General features: G+C 63.7%; 18 protein-coding genes. 8 read left to right on the forward strand and 10 right to left on the reverse strand.

The genetic code is table 11. The features are described from left to right. Window positions 1-120: 120 nt before the first annotated feature. From IB249_RS07415 to pedF, 5 genes are all read right to left on the reverse strand, one after another. The gene (locus tag IB249_RS07415) at window positions 121-1896 is read right to left on the reverse strand and encodes a PQQ-dependent methanol/ethanol family dehydrogenase (protein ID WP_192303135.1); all 1776 of its coding nucleotides are present in this window, start codon (window positions 1894-1896) and stop codon (window positions 121-123) included. Window positions 1897-2162: 266 nt separating this feature from the next. After that, window positions 2163-3089, reverse strand: coding sequence for a quinoprotein relay system zinc metallohydrolase 1 (locus IB249_RS07420; RefSeq protein ID WP_192303137.1), 927 nt, complete (start codon window positions 3087-3089; stop codon window positions 2163-2165). Window positions 3090-3105: 16 nt separating this feature from the next. Next, window positions 3106-3864: a quinoprotein dehydrogenase-associated SoxYZ-like carrier gene (locus tag IB249_RS07425; protein WP_192303139.1), complete on the reverse strand. Its 759-nt coding sequence runs from the start codon at window positions 3862-3864 to the stop codon at window positions 3106-3108. Continuing rightward, on the reverse strand, window positions 3861-4739 hold the full coding sequence (locus IB249_RS07430) for a substrate-binding periplasmic protein (RefSeq protein ID WP_192303141.1): 879 nt from the start codon (window positions 4737-4739) through the stop codon (window positions 3861-3863). Before IB249_RS07430 ends, IB249_RS07425 begins: the two co-directional genes overlap by 4 nt. 3 nt (window positions 4740-4742) lie before the next feature. Further along, complete coding sequence (gene pedF / locus IB249_RS07435; protein WP_192303143.1) at window positions 4743-5204, reverse strand: cytochrome c-550 PedF; 462 nt, start codon at window positions 5202-5204, stop codon at window positions 4743-4745. A gap of 254 nt (window positions 5205-5458) precedes the next feature. On the opposite strand from pedF, the gene exaA reads away from it, so the two are divergent. Beyond that, entirely contained in the window at window positions 5459-7351 is a 1893-nt protein-coding gene (gene exaA / locus IB249_RS07440; protein ID WP_192303145.1) for a quinoprotein ethanol dehydrogenase, read from the forward strand. A gap of 131 nt (window positions 7352-7482) precedes the next feature. Beyond that, window positions 7483-8130, forward strand: a complete 648-nt coding sequence (locus IB249_RS07445) for a pentapeptide repeat-containing protein (RefSeq protein ID WP_192303147.1) — start codon at window positions 7483-7485, stop codon at window positions 8128-8130. A gap of 138 nt (window positions 8131-8268) precedes the next feature. Here the strand turns inward: IB249_RS07445 and IB249_RS07450 are convergent, their stop codons facing one another. The 3 genes from IB249_RS07450 to IB249_RS29925 are packed head-to-tail and all read right to left on the reverse strand — an operon-like array spanning window position 8269 to window position 10285. Further along, on the reverse strand, window positions 8269-8901 hold the full coding sequence (locus IB249_RS07450; RefSeq protein ID WP_192303149.1) for a response regulator transcription factor: 633 nt from the start codon (window positions 8899-8901) through the stop codon (window positions 8269-8271). Further along, a complete protein-coding gene (locus IB249_RS07455) occupies window positions 8898-10160 on the reverse strand; it encodes a histidine kinase (protein ID WP_192303151.1) in 1263 nt (420 codons plus the stop codon). Before IB249_RS07455 ends, IB249_RS07450 begins: the two co-directional genes overlap by 4 nt. A gap of 2 nt (window positions 10161-10162) precedes the next feature. Continuing rightward, window positions 10163-10285, reverse strand: a complete 123-nt coding sequence (locus IB249_RS29925; RefSeq protein WP_263864716.1) for a hypothetical protein — start codon at window positions 10283-10285, stop codon at window positions 10163-10165. A 156-nt stretch (window positions 10286-10441) separates the two neighbouring features. Between IB249_RS29925 and IB249_RS07460 the strand changes: the two genes are divergently transcribed. The 6 genes from IB249_RS07460 (at window position 10442) to IB249_RS07485 (ending at window position 15657) form a co-directional block, all read left to right on the forward strand. After that, window positions 10442-11626: an ABC transporter substrate-binding protein gene (locus tag IB249_RS07460; RefSeq protein ID WP_192303153.1), complete on the forward strand. Its 1185-nt coding sequence runs from the start codon at window positions 10442-10444 to the stop codon at window positions 11624-11626. 40 nt (window positions 11627-11666) lie between these two features. Beyond that, window positions 11667-12626 (forward strand): YVTN family beta-propeller repeat protein, encoded by a 960-nt coding sequence (locus IB249_RS07465; RefSeq protein ID WP_192303155.1) that lies wholly within the window; start codon window positions 11667-11669, stop codon window positions 12624-12626. Further along, on the forward strand, window positions 12623-13354 hold the full coding sequence (locus IB249_RS07470; protein WP_192303157.1) for an ABC transporter ATP-binding protein: 732 nt from the start codon (window positions 12623-12625) through the stop codon (window positions 13352-13354). The genes IB249_RS07465 and IB249_RS07470 overlap by 4 nt, the downstream gene beginning before the upstream one ends. Then, on the forward strand, window positions 13351-14142 hold the full coding sequence (locus tag IB249_RS07475; RefSeq protein ID WP_192303159.1) for an ABC transporter permease: 792 nt from the start codon (window positions 13351-13353) through the stop codon (window positions 14140-14142). Before IB249_RS07470 ends, IB249_RS07475 begins: the two co-directional genes overlap by 4 nt. Window positions 14143-14371: 229 nt before the next feature. Further along, a complete protein-coding gene (locus IB249_RS07480) occupies window positions 14372-14935 on the forward strand; it encodes a PQQ-dependent catabolism-associated CXXCW motif protein (RefSeq protein ID WP_192303160.1) in 564 nt (187 codons plus the stop codon). 56 nt (window positions 14936-14991) lie between these two features. Then, window positions 14992-15657 carry a response regulator transcription factor gene (locus tag IB249_RS07485; protein WP_192303161.1) on the forward strand — a complete coding sequence of 222 codons (666 nt, stop codon included), beginning with the start codon at window positions 14992-14994 and terminating at the stop codon, window positions 15655-15657. A gap of 116 nt (window positions 15658-15773) precedes the next feature. On the opposite strand, the gene nahK is transcribed toward IB249_RS07485, so the two are convergent. Further along, entirely contained in the window at window positions 15774-18413 is a 2640-nt protein-coding gene (gene nahK, locus IB249_RS07490; RefSeq protein ID WP_225606872.1) for a hybrid sensor histidine kinase/response regulator NahK/ErcS', read from the reverse strand. After that, window positions 18343-19506, reverse strand: a complete 1164-nt coding sequence (gene nosP, locus IB249_RS07495; RefSeq protein WP_192303163.1) for a nitric oxide-sensing protein NosP — start codon at window positions 19504-19506, stop codon at window positions 18343-18345. The genes nahK and nosP overlap by 71 nt, the downstream gene beginning before the upstream one ends. Window positions 19507-19732 lie beyond the last annotated feature (226 nt).

Genomic DNA, 19732 nt, shown 5'->3' on the forward strand with positions numbered 1-19732 from the left:
CAAATCCGATGTGGGAGCGGGCTTGCTCGCGAAGGGGCCGTGTCTGTCGAGAGGGACGTTGAATGGCACACCGCTTCGCGAGCAAGCCCGCTCCCACAGGGTGATGGGCAAGATTTCAGGTCAGTGCTTCGCCACCAGGTCCTTCGGCAACTTGAAGGTCCAGAGCATGCCGCCCTGGTTGAAGTCCTTCACGCGCTTGGCCACCTCACCGCCCCACAGCGGGACGGCGCCGCCCCAGCCCGACAGCACCGAGACGTATTGCTCGCCATCCATTTCCCAGGTCACCGGCGAGCCGAGCACGCCCGAGCCGGTCTGGAACTCCCAGACTTTTTCGCCGGTCTTGGCATTGAAGGCCTGCAGGAACCCTTCCGGCGTACCGGTGAACACCAGGTTGCCCTTGGTGGTCAGCACCCCGCCCCACAGCGGCGCGAAGTTCTTGTGGCGCCACACTTCCTTGCCGGTTTTCGGGTCGATGGCGCGCAACACGCCGATGTAGTCTTCGTTCAACGGCTTGATGGTGAAACCGGCACCGAGGAACGCCGCGCCTTTCTTGTAGGCGATGCCCTCATTCCAGATGTCCATGCCCCATTCATTGGACGGCACGTAGAACAGCCCGGTGTCCTTGTTATAGGCCATCGGCATCCAGTTTTTCGCGCCGAGGAACGCCGGGGCGACGAACACCGAACTGCCCTTGGCTTCGCTGCCCGGTGCACCCGGACGGCTGGCTTCGTTGTAGATTGGCCGACCGTCTTTATCCAGGCCGGTGGCCCAGGTGATCTTGTCCACGAACGGGAAGCCACGGATGAACTTGCCGTTGGTACGGTCCAGCACGTAGAAGAAGCCGTTGCGGTCGGCGGTCGCCGCCGCCTTGATTTCCTTGCCGCCCTCGGTGTAGTTGAACGACACCAGCTCGTTGACGCCGTCATAGTCCCAGCCATCGTGGGGCGTGCTCTGGAAGTGCCATTTGATGGTGCCGTCGTCCGGATTGAGTGCCAGGCGCGACGACGAGTACAGGTTGTCGCCAGGACGCAGGTGCGAGTTCCATGGCGCCGGGTTGCCGGTGCCAAACAGCAGCAAGTTGGTTTCCGGATCGTAGTAACCGCCCAGCCAGGGCGCTGCACCGCCGGTTTTCCACAGATCGCCCGGCCAGGTCTTGCCGGCCTCGCCGCCGGAGATACCGTTCTCTATCGCTTTGCCGTCCTTGTAGACATAGCCCATGTGGCCTTCGACCGTCGGGCGGGACCACAGCAAATCACCGTTTTTCGGGTCGTAGGCTTCGATTTTCCCCACCACCCCGAACTCGCCACCGGCCACACCGGTGATCAGCTTGCCGTTGATCACCAGCGGCGCGGCACTGATCGAGTAACCTTCCTTGTGGTCGGCGACTTTCTTGCTCCACACCACCTTGCCGGTGTCCTTGTTCAGCGCCACGAGCTTGGCGTCGAGGGTGCCGAAGAACACCAGGTCGCCATACAGCGCCACGCCACGGTTGATCACGTCGCAGCACGGGCGGATGTCGTCGGGCAAGCGTGCATCGTATTGCCAGAGTTTCTTGCCGGTGCGCGCATCCACCGCGAATACCCGCGAGTAGGATCCGGTCATGTACATCACGCCGTCCTTGATCATCGGCTGAGCCTGTTGACCGCGCTGTTTTTCACCGCCGAAGGAAAACGCCCAGACCGGTCGCAGGTCTTTCACGTTGTTGACGTTGAGGGTATCGAGGGGGCTGTAGCGCTGACCCTGGACGCCCAGACCGTTGGTGACGATCTGCTCCGGGTTCTTGGGGTCCTGGAGAATGTCCTGGTCACTGACGGCGGCCAATGCCGTGCCGGACAGCAGCATGGCACTGAGCAACACGCTCAGGACGAAGGGTTGGCGACGTGCGGGTTGGGTCATGGCGGCTACCTCTGCGGGTTTTTGTTATACCCGGGAAATTTTCCCGGTCTGGTGCAGATTCTTGGTCGCCACAGGCCCTGCGACAATTGCCCGCAGTGTTGAGATTTCTAGTTCCTTGGTAGCGGGTCTCGGTCTCGACCAATGCTGGCGCCCCTGTGGGAGCGCGCGTGTTCGCGATGGCACTGGATCAGGCACACCTGTGTTGAATGGACTGACCTCATCGCGAGCAGGCTCGCTCCCACAGAGGATAGGGATGTTGGGGGGGGTTATTGATCAACGCGCTTCATCTGCTCACGCTCATAACGCGGGTACAGATGGCTGACACTGCGAATCAGCTCGTAGCGGCTCAGGCTGATCGCGGCGAAGCGTTCCGGAATGGGGCTGCGGATCATTTCCGCCATGTCGCTGCCGTTGGCGGCGCCGTCGCGCATCAGTTGATCGAGCCAGCCGAGGTAGTCGCGCATTTGCGCGAATGGTCTGGCATCGTTGGCCAGCGGGCCGTGGCCGGGCACGATCAGTGTCCAGGGCAGCGCCTGGAGGCTGTCGATGTCTGCCAGCCACACCGACAGCCCAGGGCTGTTCGGCGTGGTCAGCGCCCGCTGATAAAACACCAGATCGCCGGCGAACAGCACGCCGGTCTTCTGGTCGAGAATAGCCAGATCCGCGCCCGTATGCCCACCCAGGCTCAGCAGGCGCAGATCGTGATTCCCAAAAGTTCGTATCCCGGGCGCCAGCGTTTCGGTCGGCAACACCACTTCGGTGCCGCGCATCCAGTCCCCTACCAGCCGGTACATGTTTTCGGCCATGGCGTCGCCCTGCTGTTTGAGCAGCTCGGTCGTGCCGGCCAATGCGCCGATCGGCACGTCGCTGAAGGCCTGATTGCCCAGCACGTGGTCCGGGTGGTGATGGGTCAGCAACACCTGGATGACCGGCTTGTCGGTGGTCGCGGCAATCGCCTTGCGCAGGGCTTCGCCGTAGCGCCGCGAGGGCCCGCTGTCGATCACTACCACGCCGCGCTCGGTGACGATGAACGCCGTGTTGACGATGTTGCCGCCGTTGCTGCGGGCGAAATTATCGGTACTGCCTTCGAGCAACCAGGTGTCTTCGGCGATCTGCCGGGGCGTGAGTCTGTAGTCGAGGTCGGCGAGCGCCGGCAGACTCAGGCTCATGAACAACAGCAGCATCCAGCGCATCGCGCGCTCCTTGGGGTCAGGGTATGGCCGCATCGAATTCATTGCCGCTGTTGTCACGCAATGTCAGGCGCGTCTGCCCTGCGCCCTCGACGTCGAAGGCCAGGCTGGGGTTCTCGCTGACAGCGGGAAACAGCTCGAGGCGCGCCAACAGGCGATCATCCTGATCGCGCAGCTCGACGTGGTTGATGAAAAATTCCGGAATGCCGCTGACCATGCCGTTGTCCATCGGATGCGCCACCTGCAAACGCAGGCGGCTGAACTCCCCGCGCGGGTAACGCCCGCCCAGCACCTGGCCCAGGCGCTCCTCCCAACCCGGCTCGGTGCGCACCACACTGGGTGCCGTGCAACCGCCACCCGCCGCATCGATCAGGGTCGACCCCACATGCCACAGCCCATCGCGGGTCTGTACGGCGGCGCGCAATGGGGTTGCCTGCTCGATACGGATGCGGATCGACAGCCAGGGCAGCACGCCATCCAGTGGCTGGAAATCGACGATTTTCGGCAAAGGATTGAGTTCGGCCCAGGCGATGATCTTCACCACCTCGCCCTTGAATGCCCGGGCATCGATCTCCAGCGGGACCTGACGTGCGTCCTCGGCAAACGGCGGCGCCAGCAGCTTGACCCGGTCATCGAACACGAATGGCGCATCGCCAAGCATCTGCTTGTGGTAGAAGGCCCACATCACCGAGGGCACCGGGTCCGGCCCCGGCTCCACCGCCCCGTGTGCGACCAGGGGCAACCAGCAGGCCAGCAGCCAACTTGCGCACCGGGTCATGGTTGATACATGTCCGGCGCGTCGTAACGCAGACCGTAACGGGCATAGAGGGCGTTGACCGAACCGTCGCGGATCAGCCCCTCCAGCGCCTCTTCCACGGCGTAGGCGAGTTGGCGGTTGCTTTCGTGCACCGCCATGCCGATTTCCCAGCGCTGCTTGCCCATGTTCGGGTAGGCGTTCTCCGCCAGCGCCACCTGCGGGTCGGCGGCTTCGTGCACCTGCCAGTCGATCTCGCCACGCATGGCCATGACCGCGTCGACCTCCCCGGCCTTCATCGCGGCAAACGCCTGGGGCACGCCGGGATAGTGACGGGTGGTGCCGGCGAGCATGCCGTTGAACACCGATGTCAGGTAGAACGACGGCACGCTGTCGACCTCGACGCCAATGGGGTGTTGCTGGAACACCGCGACGCTGGCCACCGATTCCAGGCGCCGGCGGTCATAGGCGACCTGCCATTGTTCATTCTGGTACGGACCGAACATCACCACATGGCCGTTTTCCAGTTCACCCACGTCATTGCGCTTGCGCGCGTAGTCCTGGTCGTAGGGCACGCGCATCATCAGGTCGGCCAGTTGCTGGTTGTGCAACTGGCTGGCCCGCCAGATGTAATCGCGCAGATCGTCGTCGAGTTTTTCGCCGGGCGGCGCCCAGATCAGTGTGAGCCGCACCCCCAGCGCCTTGGCCAGGGCACCCGCCAGTTCGACGTCCACGCCCCTGGGTTGGCCGGCGTCTTCGAAGCTGTAAGGCGCAAAATCCTTGTAGACCGCCACTTTCAACTCGCCGGCGGCGATCATTTCGTCATAGGTGCGGACCTGCGCCTGCACCGCCGGGCAGCACAGCAACACAGCGCTGATCACCATCGCGAGCAGGCGCATGCATCAATTCTCGACGCGGACGCTGTCGAGGTAGGTGCGAACGGCCCACAAGGCTTCCTGGCTCAGGTAGTCGGCCATCTTCGGCATGTACACCCGACCGTCGCGCACCGCACCGTGGCGCACGCGTTCGACAAACCATTCGTCACCGGCCTCATCGGCATCCAGCATGCGCAGGTCGGGGGCGATGCCGCCGGACTTGGCTTCCAGGCCATGGCAGGCCGCGCAGTTCTGGTTGTAGGCCGAAGAGCCGATTTCCACGGCTTTGTCGTGCTCGGGTGATTTGCGGTAAGGATTGACCGCCGCCCAACCGTCACCATCAAGCTGTACGCCAGCGTCCTTGATCGGGGTCAGCCCTTTGGTCTCGACGGCTTGCGGCACAACGTTGCCATGGGCCCAGACCGAACCTGCACTGATAAAGCCGGCCAGCAGTCCGGCGACGAGCAAGGCGTTGCGTTTAGTTGTCATTGTTATGCCCTCAGGATTGCACGCAAAACCTCTTTGCAGAGGCTATGGCAGCCATCTTAGAAAGCACCCGGGCGCATCCCCATGCTGCTTTGGTGGCCGCGGCTTAGTACCTTGGTAGTAGGGCTTGTGGTGCACACCCAAATCAGGTGCCGTCTGGGAATTCTTCCCGGCAACGGCGGGACTTTTTCCGTAGTCGCCGCCCCGCCGGACACACCACCCTGTGCAGGCCAAAACCTCCACTGGGAACTGCAACCATGACAATAAGATCGCTACCCGCCCTTTCCCCTTTGACGCGTGCCGTGCAGGCGTTCGTGCTGGCGGGCTGCTTGACCCTGAGCACGGCCGGCCACGCCGCCAATGCCCCTGCCGCACCGACGCGCAACGTGACGTGGGAAGACATTGCCAACGACCACCTGACCACCAAAGACGTGCTGCAATACGGCATGGGCACCAACGCCCAGCGCTGGAGCCCGCTGGCCCAGGTCAACGACAAGAACGTGTTCAAGCTGACCCCGGCATGGTCCTATTCCTTCGGTGACGAGAAGCAGCGCGGCCAGGAATCCCAGGCCATTGTCAGCGACGGCGTGGTGTACGTCACCGGTTCCTACTCGCGGGTGTTCGCCCTCGACGCCAAGACCGGCCAACGCCTGTGGACCTACAACCATCGCCTGCCGGACAACATTCGCCCGTGCTGCGACGTGGTCAATCGCGGTGCGGCGATCTATGGCGACAAGATCTATTTCGGCACCCTCGATGCGCGGGTGATCGCGCTGGACAAGAACACCGGCAAAGTGGTGTGGAACAAGAAGTTCGGCGACCACGCCGCCGGTTACACCATGACCGGCGCACCGGTGCTGATCAAGGACAAGACCAGCGGCAAGGTGCTGTTGATCCACGGCAGCTCCGGCGATGAGTTCGGCGTGGTCGGCCAGCTGTTTGCCCGCGACCCCGACACCGGTGACGAAGTGTGGATGCGGCCCTTCGTCGAAGGCCACATGGGCCGCCTGAACGGCAAGGACAGTACGCCAACCGGCGACGTCAAGGCGCCGTCCTGGCCTAACGACCCCACCACCGAAACCGGTAAAGTCGAAGCCTGGAGCCACGGCGGCGGCGCCCCCTGGCAGAGCGCCAGTTTCGACGCAGAAACCAACACCATCATCGTCGGCGCCGGCAACCCCGGCCCGTGGAACACCTGGGCGCGCACCGCCAAGGATGGCAACCCGCACGATTACGACAGCCTGTACACCTCCGGCCAGGTGGGCGTCGATCCCAGCACGGGTGAGGTGAAATGGTTCTACCAGCACACCCCCAACGATGCCTGGGATTTCTCCGGCAACAACGAGCTGGTGCTGTTCGATTACAAGGACAAGGACGGCAAGACCGTCAAGGCCACCGGTCACGCCGACCGTAACGGCTTCTTCTATGTGGTCGATCGCAACAACGGCAAGTTGCAGAACGCCTTCCCTTTCGTCGACAACATCACGTGGGCCAGCCACATCGACCTCAAGACCGGTCGCCCGGTCGAGAACGAAGGCCAGCGTCCGGCCAAACCCTTGCCCGGCGAAACCAAGGGCAAGCCGGTGGAAGTCTCGCCGCCGTTCCTCGGGGGCAAGAACTGGAACCCCATGGCGTACAGCCAGGACACCGGCCTGTTCTACATCCCGGGCAACCAGTGGAAAGAGGAATACTGGACCGAAGAAGTCAACTACAAGAAAGGCTCGGCCTACCTGGGCATGGGGTTCCGGATCAAGCGCATGTACGACGATCACGTCGGCACCCTGCGGGCGATGAACCCGACCACCGGCAAGGTGGTGTGGGAACACAAGGAGCACTTGCCGCTGTGGGCCGGCGTGCTGGCGACCAAGGGCAACCTGGTCTTCACCGGCACCGGCGATGGCTTCTTCAAGGCCTTCGATGCGAAAACCGGCAAGGAGCTGTGGAAGTTCCAGACCGGCAGCGGCATCGTTTCGCCGCCGATCACCTGGGAACAGGATGGCGAGCAGTACATCGGCGTGACCGTCGGCTACGGCGGCGCCGTACCGCTGTGGGGCGGCGACATGGCCGAGCTGACCAAGCCGGTGGCACAGGGCGGGTCATTCTGGGTGTTCAAGATCCCGAGTTGGGATAACAAAGTGGCGCAAAAATAAACCACCGCCCCATCCACCCCCGGCCTCTGTGGGAACGAGCCTGCTCGCGATGACTGCCTGACATCCAGCGTTGAAGGGACTGGCCTCATCGCGAGCAGGCCCGCTCCCACAAGGCCACCCGGAGACCCGCCATGAAATGCCTGCCGCTACTCCTTCTATTGAGCATCGCCACGGCTTACGCCGACGACGGCGACGACACCCCACTGATCATCAACGGCTGCACCCTCGCCGAACATAGCCAGTGCCCCGGCGCCAACCTCAGGGGCGCCAACCTGAGCAATCAGGATCTGCGGGGCATGAACCTCAGCGGCGCCGACCTGCGCGAGGCCGACCTGCGTCATGCCCGCCTGGACCTGGCCAACCTGGAAAAAGCCCGGCTGCAAGGCGCCAATCTCAGCCGCGCCAGCCTGCAACAAAGCAATGCGCGCCTGGCGGATTTCAGCGGTGCCAACCTGATGGCCATCCAGGGCTGGGGCCTGTTCGCCCAGGGTGCGCAGTTCCAGGACGCCAACCTCAGCGCCGCCTACCTGCAGTTCGCCAGGCTATCCGGCGCCAGACTGCACAATGCCAACCTGCGGGCAGCCGACCTGGAGATGACCTGGTTGAGCAAGGCCGACCTCAAGGGCGCCCGTCTCGACGACGCCAACCTGCAGGAAGCCAAGTTCGGTGAAAGCAACCTCGAACAGGCCAACCTCAGCGGCTCGCGCCAGCATTACGCGAACTTTCAGGACGCGAACATGGAGGGGTGTTCGGGGTGTCCGACGACCTGGGACAAATAACCCAATGCAGCGCCCTGGACGGTGTGGGAGCGAGCTTGCTCGCGATGGGTGCGAAGGCTAACGTTGGCACCTGACACGCTGCGTTGCTCCCAGTAGCATCGCGAGCAGGCTCGCTCCCACCGGGGGATAGCTCGGCGCTCACCCCGCCTTGCGCACCACCCCCAGGTCAATCCCCAAATGCACCAGCTCGGCGTGGGAACTGACCTGCAGTTTGCTCTTGAGCAAGGTCAGGTGATTGGAAACGGTCTTGCTGCTGATGCTCAGCTGTTCGGCAATCAGCCGGGCCGGGGTGCCCTTGGCGAGCATGACGAAGATCTCCAGCTCCCGTTGGGTCATGCTCTGCAAGCGCGGGTCCTCCTGTTGCGGGTTGCAGGCCAGTTGGGTGGCCAGCGGCTGCTCGATGTAGGCATGCCCGGCGAGGACGCGCCGCACGGCTTCGATCAGCACGTGCGGCGCCGAACTCTTGGTCAGGTAGCCTGACGCCCCGGCGTCCAGTACCTGGCGCACCAATGGCAGTTCGTCGTGCATGCTGAAGAACAGCACGCGCAGTTGCGGCAGGCGCTGGCGCAAGCGGCGGGTGGTTTCCAGCCCGCTGATGCCCGGCAGGCCGAAATCCATGATCACCAGGTTCGGCACCGCTTCCTGGACCCTGGCCAGCGCTTCCTCGCCCGTCGCCGCTTCACGCACTTGCATCGCCGGCAGCAGCGCCCGCAACAGGCTCGCGTAGCCCTGGCGGACCACCGCATGGTCATCGACCAGCAGAATATTCATGACACCTCCAAAGGCACGTTCAAGGCCAGCGCCCAACCGGCACCGGGTCGGCTGATGATGCGCAGTTCCCCACCCAGGCTGCGGGCGCGCTCGAACATCGAGTACAGGCCGACACCCGGCCGCTGGGGTTGCTGCGCACCGCAGCCGTTGTCGCGGATCAGTAGCCGCCAATGCCCGCCACGCTGGCCCAGGTGCACCCGTACCCGGCTGGCGTCGGCGTGGCGGGCGATGTTGGTCAAGGCTTCCTGCAAAAGGCGGTAAAGGTGGGTCTTGTCCGGCGCGGACAACGTCGGCAATTGCGCGCTGACCCGTAACCGGCAATCGATGCCCTGGCGCGCCTGCCATTGTTCCACCAGCAGGCCCAGGGCTTCGGCCAGCGGCAAGTGCTGCAGGACCACCGGGTACAGATCGCGGACCAGCGCCCGGAACCCCTGCTGCAAGTGTTCGCAATTGTGTTCCAGTTCGCGCACCGTGCGCGCTACCACCTCGGGCTGATCCGCTACCAGCGGTAACAGGCAGGCCTGGGCGCGAATGCCCGCCAGGTATTGGCCGAGGTCGTCGTGTAGGGTCTGCGCCAGCTGCGTGCGTTCCTGCTCCTGCAAGGCCAGCAGGGTCTGGGTCAATCGGGTGTTGTCGGCCCGCGCCTGTTCCAGGGCATCGGTCATCTGGTTGAAATGCATCGCCAGTTGCCGCGCTTCCGGCACACCTTGCGCACGCAGGCGCACCTTGAGCTGACCGCCGGACACCTGCTGCAACGCGTGCAGCAAATCGTCGAGCAGGCCCAGGCCCCGGCGCACGGCCCAGCGAATGGTCAACAGGCTCAACAGCAACGCCAGCGCGCACAGGCCCAGCAGCTGTTGCAGGGAGTCCCAGACTTCGTCGATTTCATCCCGGGGATCGACGGCGATCTGCACGCGACGACCATCCTGCACATCCAGGACCTGCGCACGCTGCCGGGCCTCGGCAAACAACAGCTGCCCGAGCCAGGCGTCGAGGTCGTCCTGCACCGGCGCGGTGGCCGTCTCGCCTGGCTGCAACCAGCGCACCCGCACATGGCGCAGGCTTTGTGTCAGCCGGGGTTGCAGGCTGGCAGGGTCGCGCTCGGCGGTTTCGCTCAGGTAATGCACCACGGCCTCGGCCGATTGCAGTTCACGCTCCACGTCCGCCAGCGCCTGGTGCACCAGCAACGCCATGCACGCCAGGGTCACCAGGGTGAAAAACCCGCAGACCCAGAGGTTGATTCGCCACAGCGCCGACATGCCTAACGCCCCGGAATCGCAGGCGCGACGTGCAGCGGCGCGGGACGCGGGCCGTGCAGCTTGTCGACGCCGATCAGGCTCAGGATCAGTAGCAACGGCAGCAGCAACGCCTTGAGAATGCGCATGTTCAATCTCCTCCAGGGTGATGGCCGTTAAGTCCATGCTAAAACCGCGCCGCCCGAGATGAGTTACTACCTTGGTACTGCCCCGTTGGTACTTTCTGCATATTTCCTCTACTTCCCGGGCTTCCTATGCTGGCGCTACCTGTAACGGAGTGCCTTATGCGCCAGCTTGCCCCTTACGCCCTGATCTACCTGCTGGCGATTGCCTGCGCCGCCGGGCTGGCGACCCGCAGCCAGGCCGCCGACGCGCCGCTACAGGTGCAGATCGGCTACCTGGGTTATCGCCCTGATCCAGGCCCGCTGCTGTCGAACATCATTCCCGAACCGACGGACGCCGGGCTGCGCGGTGCCGAACTGGCGATCACCGACAGCAACAGCACCGGGCGATTCCTCAATCACAGCTACAGCCTGGTCGCCGCCAGCGTCGACAGCCCACAGGCCTTGCTCGACGCCGCGAAGGCGCAGCATGCCCAGGGCCTGCGCCTGTTCGTGGTCAATGCGCCGGTAGACAGCCTGCGCCAACTCAGCGCTGCGCTGCCCGACAGCCTGCTGTTCAATGCCGGCAGCCCGGACGACGCCGTGCGCACCCGCGACTGCCTGCCGAACGTGCTGCACACGCTGCCGAGCCGGGCAATGCTGGCCGATGCGCTGGCGCAGTTCCTGGTGGTGCGCAAATGGCAGAAGGCGCTGTTGATCGTCGGCCCGACCGCAGACGATCAAGCCTACGCCGCCGCCCTGCGCCGGGCGGCGAAACGCTTCGGCCTGCAACTGGTGGCAGAGAAGGCCTGGCGTTTCGACAACGACCAGCGCCGCAGCGCCCAGGCCGACATGCCGCTGTTCACCCAGACCGCCGAATACGACGTGGTACTGGTGGCCGATGAACGCGGCGACTTTGGCGAATACGTGCCCTACCAGACCTGGTACCCGCGGCCGGTCGCCGGCACCCAGGGCCTGACCCCGGTCGGCTGGCACAAGAGCGTCGAGACCTTCGGTGCCGCGCAATTGCAGAAGCGCTTCGAAGCCCTGAGCGGGCGTTGGATGAATGATCGCGATTTCGCCGCATGGATGGCCGTGCGCAGCATCGCCAGCGCCGTGAGCAAGCTGCGCCAGACCGATCCGATGGCAATCCGCGACCTGCAAATCAGCGATCAATTGCCCCTCGACGGTTTCAAGGGTCGCAAGCTCAGCTATCGCCCGTGGAACGGCGAGTTGCGCCAGCCGATCCCGATCGTGCAGCCGCGGGCGCTGGTCAGCACTTCGCCCCAGGACGGCTTCCTGCACCCCTTCAACGAAATGGACAGCCTGGGCTACGACAAGCCCGAGGTCAGTTGCCGGTTTCCCTGATCTGGCCCTACACGACAACCACAACAAAAAGGAACACGTCATGCGCCGCACCCTGCTTTCCTGCGCCCTGCTCCTCGCCGCCGGGCACGCCGCGGCCAGCACCGCCTGGGTCTCCAACGAGAAGGACAACAACCTCAGCCTGATCGACATGCAGACCCTGCAGGTCATCGACACCCTGCCCGTCGGCCAGCGCCCTCGGGGCCTGCTGCTGTCCCACGACAACACGCTGCTGTACATCTGCGCCAGCGACTCGGATCGGGTGCAGGTGATGGACGTGGCCACCCGCAAGATCATCAAGGAACTGCCCTCGGGCAAGGACCCCGAGCAATTTGCCCTGCACCCGAACAATCGCTGGCTCTACGTTTCCAACGAGGACGATGCGCTGGTGACGGTGATCGACACCGAAACCTCGAAAGTGCTGGGCCAGATCAACGTCGGCGTCGAGCCCGAAGGCATGGCCGTCAGCCCCGACGGCAAATGGGCGGTGAACACCAGCGAAACCACCAACATGCTGCACTGGATCGACACCAGCACCCAGACCCTGGCCGACAGCACCCTGGTGGATCAACGTCCGCGCTTCGTCGAATTTTCGCCCGATGGCACCCGGCTCTGGGCCTCGGCGGAAATCGGTGGCACGGTGACCGTCCTCGACGTGGCCAGCCGGCAGATCCTCAAGACGCTGACCTTCCAGATCAAGGGTGTGCACCCGGACAAGGTGCAACCGGTGGGCGTCAAGCTCAGCGCCGACGGCAAATATGCGTTCGTCGCGCTCGGCCCGGCCAATCATGTCGCGGTGATCGATGCGAAAACCTACGAGATTCTCGATTACCTGCTGGTCGGACGCCGTGTGTGGCAGATGGCGTTCACCCCGGATCAGAAGCAGTTGCTGGCGACCAACGGGGTCAGTGGTGACGTTTCCGTGATCGACGTCGACAGCCTCAAGGTGATCAAGTCGGTCAAGGTCGGGCGCTACCCTTGGGGCGTGGTGGTGACGCCATGAACACCCTGGAGGTCAGCGAGCTGAGCTTTGCCTACGGTGCGCGTCAGGCCTTGGGCCAGGTGAGTTTCAACCTGGCGCCGGGGCGTTTTGCCGCACTGCTGGGGCCCAACGGCGCCGGCAAGTCGACACTGATCGCGCTGTTGACCCGCCTGTACGATCTGCAGCGCGGTGATATCCGGGTCGGCGGCCACTCCCTGCGCAGCGCCCCGCGCCCGGCGTTGCGGCAACTGGGTGTGGTGTTCCAGCAAAGCACGCTGGACCTGGACCTGAGCGTCGAGCAGAACCTGCGCTACCATGCGGCGCTGCATGGCCTTTCCCGGAGCCAGAGCACGATTCGCATCGAGGCCGAACTGGCTCGCCAGGCGCTGACCGAGCGCCGTCGCGAACGCGTGCGTGAACTCAACGGCGGGCATCGCCGTCGCGTGGAGATCGCCCGCGCACTGCTGCATGAGCCGCGCCTGTTGCTGCTGGACGAGGCCAGCGTCGGCCTCGACCCGGCCAGCCGCCTGGCCCTCAACCAGCACCTGCGCAGCCTGTGCCAGGAGCAACGCATCAGTGTGCTCTGGACCACCCACCTGCTGGATGAAGTGCAGCCCAGCGACGATTTGCTGATTCTGCATCAGGGACGATTGGTGGCCAGCGGACAAGCCGATGCCCTGAGCCAGGAACACGGCGGCGACCTGGGCTCGGCGTTCAGTCGCCTGACCACTGCGGGGGCCCGCCCATGAACGCTTACTGGCAATGCTTCAGCGGCATCGTGCTGCGCGAATGGTTGCGCTTCGTGTTGCAACGCACGCGGTTCCTCAGTGCACTGGTGCGGCCCCTGCTGTGGTTGCTGGTGTTCGCCGCCGGTTTTCGTGCGGCGCTTGGCATCGCGATCATCGAGCCGTACGACACCTACATTCCCTATGAGGTCTACATCATCCCGGGCCTGGCCTGCATGATCCTGCTGTTCAACGGCATGCAGGGCTCGCTGTCGATGGTGTACGACCGGGAAATGGGCAGCATGCGCGTGTTGCTCACCAGCCCCCTGCCCCGCACCTTTCTGCTGTGCAGCAAGCTGTTGGCCACTTCGCTGATTTCGCTGTTGCAGGTGTACGCATTCCTGGCGATTGCCTGGGTCTACGGCGTGCAACCTCCGGCATTGGGGCTGTTGATCGCCTTGCCGGCGCTGTTGCTGGTGGCATTGATGCTCAGTGCCCTGGGGCTGCTGCTGTCGAACGCGATCCGCCAACTGGAGAACTTTGCCGGCGTGATGAATTTCGTGATCTTCCCGCTGTTTTTCCTCTCCTCGGCCTTGTATCCGCTGTGGAAGATGCGCGAGGCGAGCGAGTGGCTGTATGGGTTGTGCGCGTTGAACCCGTTCACTCACGCCGTGGAACTGGTGCGCTTTGCCCTGTATGAACGGTTCAACCCTCTGGCGCTGGCGGCGTGCACTGGCCTGACGCTGCTGTTTACCCTGCTCGCGGTGCTGACCTTCAATCCGCAGCACGCGGCGTTGCGTAAGGCCGGCTGACATCCCCATGCCCCTTGTGGGCGAGCCTGCTGGCGTCGCAACAGTCAGTACAAGTCGACTGACAGTCCGCTATTGCGAGCAGGCTCGCTCCCACAGAAAACCGCGTCATTCAGGCGCATCTCAATCCGGCCAAATTACGACTTTAGTACTGGTTTCACCTGTCTATCGTCGCATTTCCAACGCACCGCGACTGGCATGTAATGGGCTCATAACTATAAGGACCGAACCCATGCCGCATGCCCGACGTCGCCTGCTGTGCCCTGCCCTGGCCCTGGCCCTGCTCTCGCTGAGCCTGTTGTCGGGTGCCGCGCAAGCCGAAACGGCACTGTTCTCCTCCGAGGGTTATCGCATCGGCCTGTACCGCAGCCCGACACCCGCGCAAGCCGAGGGCGCCACCCTGATCGACACCCAGTCCCTGCAGGCGCTGTTGAGCCAGACGCCACGGCCGGTGCTGATCGACGTCTACCGTCGACAATGGTTGCAGGGCCGATTCATCGAGGACCAGCCCCATGAGAACTTGCCCGGCAGCCACTGGCTGGCCAACACCGGCGACGGTGACCTGGCGCCCGACTGGCAGGCCTATTTCAGCCGACACCTGGATAAACTCACCGCCGGCAACCGGCGGCAGCCGCTGGTTTTCTACTGTCGCTCCGATTGCTGGTTGAGCTGGAACGCGGTCAAGCGCGCGGCCTCGATGGGCTACCAGACACTGTATTGGTATCGCGATGGTCTGGATGCGTGGCAAGCGGCGAACCTGCCCGTGACACCTGCTCAGCCGGAGCCCTTTCCCTGAGCTTTACGCCAGCGTGTTGTTGCCACACCATAACGAAAATAATGAGGTGAAAGGCTATGTACAAAATTCTGATTGCCGACGATCACCCGCTGTTTCGCGAAGCCATTCACAACGTCATCAGCGATGGTTTCCCCGGCAGTGAGGTCATGGAAACCGCCGACCTCGACAGCGCCCTGGCGCTGACCGAAGCGCACGACGACCTGGACCTGATCCTGCTCGACCTGAACATGCCTGGGATGCACGGTCTCAACGGCCTGATCAACCTGCGCAACGAGGCGCCGACGATTCCCGTGGTGATCGTGTCCGCCGAACAGGACAAGCAGATCGTGCTGCAAGCCATCACCTACGGCGCCGTGGGTTTCATTACCAAGTCCTCGCCGCGCCTGCAAATGACCGATGCCATCCAGCAGATCCTCAATGGCAACGTGTATTTGCCGCCGGACATCATCCGCACGCAAAAAAGCAGCACCCACCGGCGGATGAACGACACCCCGAGCTTCCCGCCCGAGCTGCTCCAGGCCCTCACCCGCAAGCAGCTCCTGGTGCTGGAACGCATGACCAAGGGCGAGTCGAACAAACAGATCGCCTACACCCTGGAAATCGCCGAAACCACGGTCAAGGCCCACGTGTCGGCGATCCTGCGCAAACTCAATGTGCACAACCGGGTCCAGGCGATCCTGAGTGCCGGGGACATTGATTTCGGGTCCTATCTGCGGCGCTAGGAACGAGGCGCGGCTATCGCGAGCAGGCTCGCTTCCACAGGATGATCACCTTTGTGAGAGCGAGCCGGCTCTGGGCGGTACTCAGACGAAAGTGCCCTGGCCAGCACCGCAGGCTTTCAAGGCCGGCCGAGCAAATGACTCATCGCCGTCTTCAGCTTCATCGGCCTGACCGGCTTGTGCATCAGGGTGTGTCCCAGCTCGCGGATCTGCAGTTTGAGTTCGTTGCTGTAATTGGCGGTGATCATCATCGCCGGAATCGCTGAAGCGCGCCGCGCGTTGATCCGCGCCACCGCGTCCACCCCATTCTGATCATCGTCCAGGTGATAATCGGCTATCAGCAGATCCGCTTCGGCGTGGTAATTGTCCACCTGTCGCGCCAGGTCCTGCTCCGACAACGCCGTGATCACCTGACATCCCCAGCCCTCGAGCAATGTGCGCATGCCGGCGCAAATGGCAGCGTCGTTGTCCAGCACCCAGACCCGCGCCCCGCGCAAACGCTCGAGCATCGGCTCGCTCATCAGCAACGAGGGCAGCGCCTTGGGCGCCGTGGCGCTCAGCGGCACCTCGACGCTGAACACCGAGCCCCTGCCCGGCCACGAGCGCACGTGAATGCGGTGGCCGAGAATCCCGGCGATCTTCTCGACGATGGCCAGCCCCAGGCCCAGGCCACGGTCCTGGTCAGGGCGCTGCACATCACCGCGCTTGAACTCCTGGAAAATTTCTTCCAGGCGGTTTTCCGCAATGCCCATGCCGCTGTCCCACACCTCGATCGACAGCTTCTGGTGCCGACGCCGGCAGCCGAGCACCACGCGCCCGCTGTAGGTGTAGCGAATCGCATTGCTCAGCAGGTTTCTCAGAATCCGCGCGAGCAATTGAATGTCACTGCGCACCAGGGCCGAACAGGGGATGAAATGCAGCGCCAGGCCTTCGCTGCGCGCCACCTGGGTGTATTCGGCGGCGAGGTTTTCCAGCAACTCACTCAGAGCGAACGGGGCGATATCGGCCTTGATCACGCCGGCATCGAGCTTGGAAATGTCGACCAGGGTGCCCAGCAGGTTTTCCACGTCGTCCAGGGAATTGCTGACGTTGCGCACCAGAATCTCGTTGGCCAGCGGTTCCCCGCGTTCCAGCAAGGCGCTGGTGAACAGCCGCGCCGCGTTCAATGGTTGCAGCAAATCGTGACTGACAGCGGCGAGGAACTTGGTCTTCGACAGGTTCGCCTGCTCGGCTTCAAGCTTGGCCTCGCGCAGACGGGATTCGACACGCCGGCGCTCGTCGATCTCCCTCAACAGCTGATCGTTGAGGGTGGTCAGCTCCGCCGTGCGCTCGCGTACCCGCAGCTCCAGGTTCTGGTAGGCCTGGTGCAATGCCTCGGCAGTGCGCCGGCGCTCGGTGATGTCGCGGATCAGCACGAAAATCCCCACCACTTCCCCGCTGGCCAGCCGGTTCGGCACGTAGGAGCGCAGCATGTAGCGCTCCTGATGGTTGATGTTGGTTTCGGCAAACTCGAACGTCACGCTTTCCCCCGCCAGGGCCCGCGCGACATAGGCTTCCAGGCGCTGGTAATGCTGCTCGCTGTGCACTTCGCGCAGGCTCTGCCCGAGCATCACGCCGCGTGGCCAGCAGTACCACTCTTCGTAGACCTTGTTGGTGAATTCATAGACCAGGTCAGCGTTGAGGTAGGCAATCAGCGCGGGGACGTGGTCGGTGATCAGGCGGATCCAGCGTTCGCTTTCGCTCAGCGCCTCGGCGTGCTGATAGCGTTCGGTGATGTCGGTGAACGTGTTGACGAAACCGCCGGTGGGCAGTGGGTGCGTGCGGATCTCCAGGACCCGGCCATCGTACAGCCGCTGCTCCAGCTCCTGCACCGGACGTCCGTTGCCATCGCGAGTGGCCGGGGTCAGCAGGCTCAATTCGCTGTCGGCGATCACTTCGGCGAACGGGCGATGGGCCGCCACCGGGGCGAGGCCGCTGAGTTCGAGGAAACGCCGGTTCCACAACTCCAGCACACCCTCGGCGTTGACCATGGCCACGCCCTGGGACAGGTTGTCCACGGCCCGTTGCAACAGGTGCGATTTTTGCGCCACGGCCTGCTCGCGGCGCATGGTCTCGCTGTGCTTGACGTCGGTGATGTCGGTAAACAGGATCACTCGCCCGCCCTCCTGAGTCGGCCGCTCGCTGACTTGCAGCCAACGCCCGTTGTGCAGGCGATACAGCAGGTTTTCGTCAGCCTGCCCGCGCGGCTCCTCGGTGAACAGGCCGGTGGAGAACATCAGGCGCTTCACTTCAGCCAGGCGCATGCCGGCGTTGATGCGCACCCGACTGTTACTCCAGAAGGCCTTGAAACGACTGTTGAACAGCACGATGCGCTGCTCGGCGTCGAACAGCACAAAGGCATCGGAAATGCTTTCGATGGCATCGATCAAATGCTGGTGGGCGGTTTCCGCCCGCAGTCGCGCTTCGCTGAGCAAGTGATTGCCCGATTTCAGTTCGGCCATGGCCTGGTTCAGGGCATCGGTGCGTTCGCGCACCTGCTCGGCCAGCACCACCGAGTGCTGGAACGCCCGATAGGGATCATTGCCACGGGTGACACCGGACTCGATGCGCTCGATCAAGGCCGCATTGATGCGCTGCAATTTCCGGTTTTCGTGCTGCAGACCGGCCACCTGGGCTTGCAGGTCCGGCTCAGCGGCGTCCGGGGGAACGGCCTTTGGCAATGGCGACCCCGGTGAAGGTCTGGTTGATGTGCATGCCATTGAACTGTTCTCCGTAGGTGTTGAACCCCATCACCCGCCGCTCACGCAAAAAGCGGCCGATCTGTTCGAGGCTGCCGTCGTCTTCCAGCTCCATGCGCCGCAGGAAGCAGTCGCAACCGATGGTCAGCAACAAATCGCCGAGCCGCGCCTGCAAACCGTCGAACAGGGTTTGCAGGTTGGGCAGCATCGGGCCTGGGGTCATGACGGTGAGGACGATGCCGTTTTCCACGGCGCAGTAGAAACTCAGGCTCAGGTCGGCATGCACCTGCTGGATTGCCCGCACGTAGTATTGATCGTTGATGCGCACCGCCAGCGGATGGGCGGCGAAGACCCGGTGATCGAGGTCAGCCACCGGGATGTCGATGTGCCGCGCATATTCCTCGGCGGCCGGTTCGGCATTGAGCTCGAAAACCCGACGCGAGGTGCTGTCCGCCCCGGTGACCACCAGTTTTTCCGCGCGCGGCAGGATGTGGTGAGTGGTGAACACTTCGAAGTCCAGCCAGGTGTTGACCAGCATCACCACCGCAGCGCCGCTGTGGAACTCGCCGCCGAAGTAGACGTGAGTGTGGGTCAGGTAATTGTCGTCACCGGCCGAACCGCCGAAATGCGGAATGTCGCCCAGGGCCGCGCTCAATGCTGCCAGGACCATTTCTTCACGGCTGGACAGGCCATCGAGCAGGGTCAGGGCAAAGCTGTTGCCCTTGATCGGTGCCAGGGTATTGCTGCGACAGCCACTCACCAGGCGCTCCACCACCTGCTGGGCGTCGATCAGGCTGAAGCGCTCCATTTCGTCGATCAGTTCGGCGTCGATGGAGAAATGCCGATGATCGAAGCCCACCGCCGTCACGCAGTTGCGCCCGTAGCCCAACGGCGTGATTTCCCCGGCGCTGGTGCAGCCGACCAGGCGGATCCCGCCAAAGCTCTGCTGCAGGGCCTGCCCCAGCGCCTGCAAGTCGTATTCGGCGGAACAGAAGAACAGCACGAAGCCCAGGTGCGGGTGCAGCAACTGGCGCGCCAGCTCCTGTGCCGCTTGCTGGGCATCGGTCGCCTGGGACATGGCACTGACGATACCGTCGTTATTGAGCCCTTGCATCGTCGCCTCCCGCAGGCGCCTGTATGAGGCACGAGTGTACGAAGGCCGGGGATGGCGCCGTATGCTACTTGGGTAGCGGTCTGGCGGTTCGATGGGAGGAGGCCGCCGGTGAATGGGACTGTGGGAGCGAGCCTGCTCGCGATGGCGGTGGGTCAGTCAACCTGTCTATCGACTGACCCGACATCATCGCGAGCAGGCTCGCTCCCACAGGGGTTTGGCTTGATGC

The organism is Pseudomonas sp. PDM04, from assembly GCF_014851765.1.
Lineage (GTDB): Bacteria > Pseudomonadota > Gammaproteobacteria > Pseudomonadales > Pseudomonadaceae > Aquipseudomonas.

Excerpts from the sequence above, each read along its gene's own strand:
- IB249_RS07415 (WP_192303135.1), bottom strand. The coding sequence starts at position 1,896 with ATGACCCAACCCGCACGTCGCCAACCCTTCGTCCTGAGCGTGTTGCTC.
- IB249_RS07420 (WP_192303137.1), bottom strand. The coding sequence starts at position 3,089 with ATGCGCTGGATGCTGCTGTTGTTCATGAGCCTGAGTCTGCCGGCGCTC.
- IB249_RS07425 (WP_192303139.1), bottom strand. The coding sequence starts at position 3,864 with ATGACCCGGTGCGCAAGTTGGCTGCTGGCCTGCTGGTTGCCCCTGGTC.
- IB249_RS07430 (WP_192303141.1), bottom strand. The coding sequence starts at position 4,739 with ATGCGCCTGCTCGCGATGGTGATCAGCGCTGTGTTGCTGTGCTGCCCG.
- pedF (WP_192303143.1), bottom strand. The coding sequence starts at position 5,204 with ATGACAACTAAACGCAACGCCTTGCTCGTCGCCGGACTGCTGGCCGGC.
- exaA (WP_192303145.1), top strand. The coding sequence starts at position 5,459 with ATGACAATAAGATCGCTACCCGCCCTTTCCCCTTTGACGCGTGCCGTG.
- IB249_RS07445 (WP_192303147.1), top strand. The coding sequence starts at position 7,483 with ATGAAATGCCTGCCGCTACTCCTTCTATTGAGCATCGCCACGGCTTAC.
- IB249_RS07450 (WP_192303149.1), bottom strand. The coding sequence starts at position 8,901 with ATGAATATTCTGCTGGTCGATGACCATGCGGTGGTCCGCCAGGGCTAC.
- IB249_RS07455 (WP_192303151.1), bottom strand. The coding sequence starts at position 10,160 with ATGTCGGCGCTGTGGCGAATCAACCTCTGGGTCTGCGGGTTTTTCACC.
- IB249_RS29925 (WP_263864716.1), bottom strand. The coding sequence starts at position 10,285 with ATGCGCATTCTCAAGGCGTTGCTGCTGCCGTTGCTACTGATCCTGAGC.
- IB249_RS07460 (WP_192303153.1), top strand. The coding sequence starts at position 10,442 with ATGCGCCAGCTTGCCCCTTACGCCCTGATCTACCTGCTGGCGATTGCC.
- IB249_RS07465 (WP_192303155.1), top strand. The coding sequence starts at position 11,667 with ATGCGCCGCACCCTGCTTTCCTGCGCCCTGCTCCTCGCCGCCGGGCAC.
- IB249_RS07470 (WP_192303157.1), top strand. The coding sequence starts at position 12,623 with ATGAACACCCTGGAGGTCAGCGAGCTGAGCTTTGCCTACGGTGCGCGT.
- IB249_RS07475 (WP_192303159.1), top strand. The coding sequence starts at position 13,351 with ATGAACGCTTACTGGCAATGCTTCAGCGGCATCGTGCTGCGCGAATGG.
- IB249_RS07480 (WP_192303160.1), top strand. The coding sequence starts at position 14,372 with ATGCCGCATGCCCGACGTCGCCTGCTGTGCCCTGCCCTGGCCCTGGCC.
- IB249_RS07485 (WP_192303161.1), top strand. The coding sequence starts at position 14,992 with ATGTACAAAATTCTGATTGCCGACGATCACCCGCTGTTTCGCGAAGCC.
- nahK (WP_225606872.1), bottom strand. The coding sequence starts at position 18,413 with ATGGCATGCACATCAACCAGACCTTCACCGGGGTCGCCATTGCCAAAG.
- nosP (WP_192303163.1), bottom strand. The coding sequence starts at position 19,506 with ATGCAAGGGCTCAATAACGACGGTATCGTCAGTGCCATGTCCCAGGCG.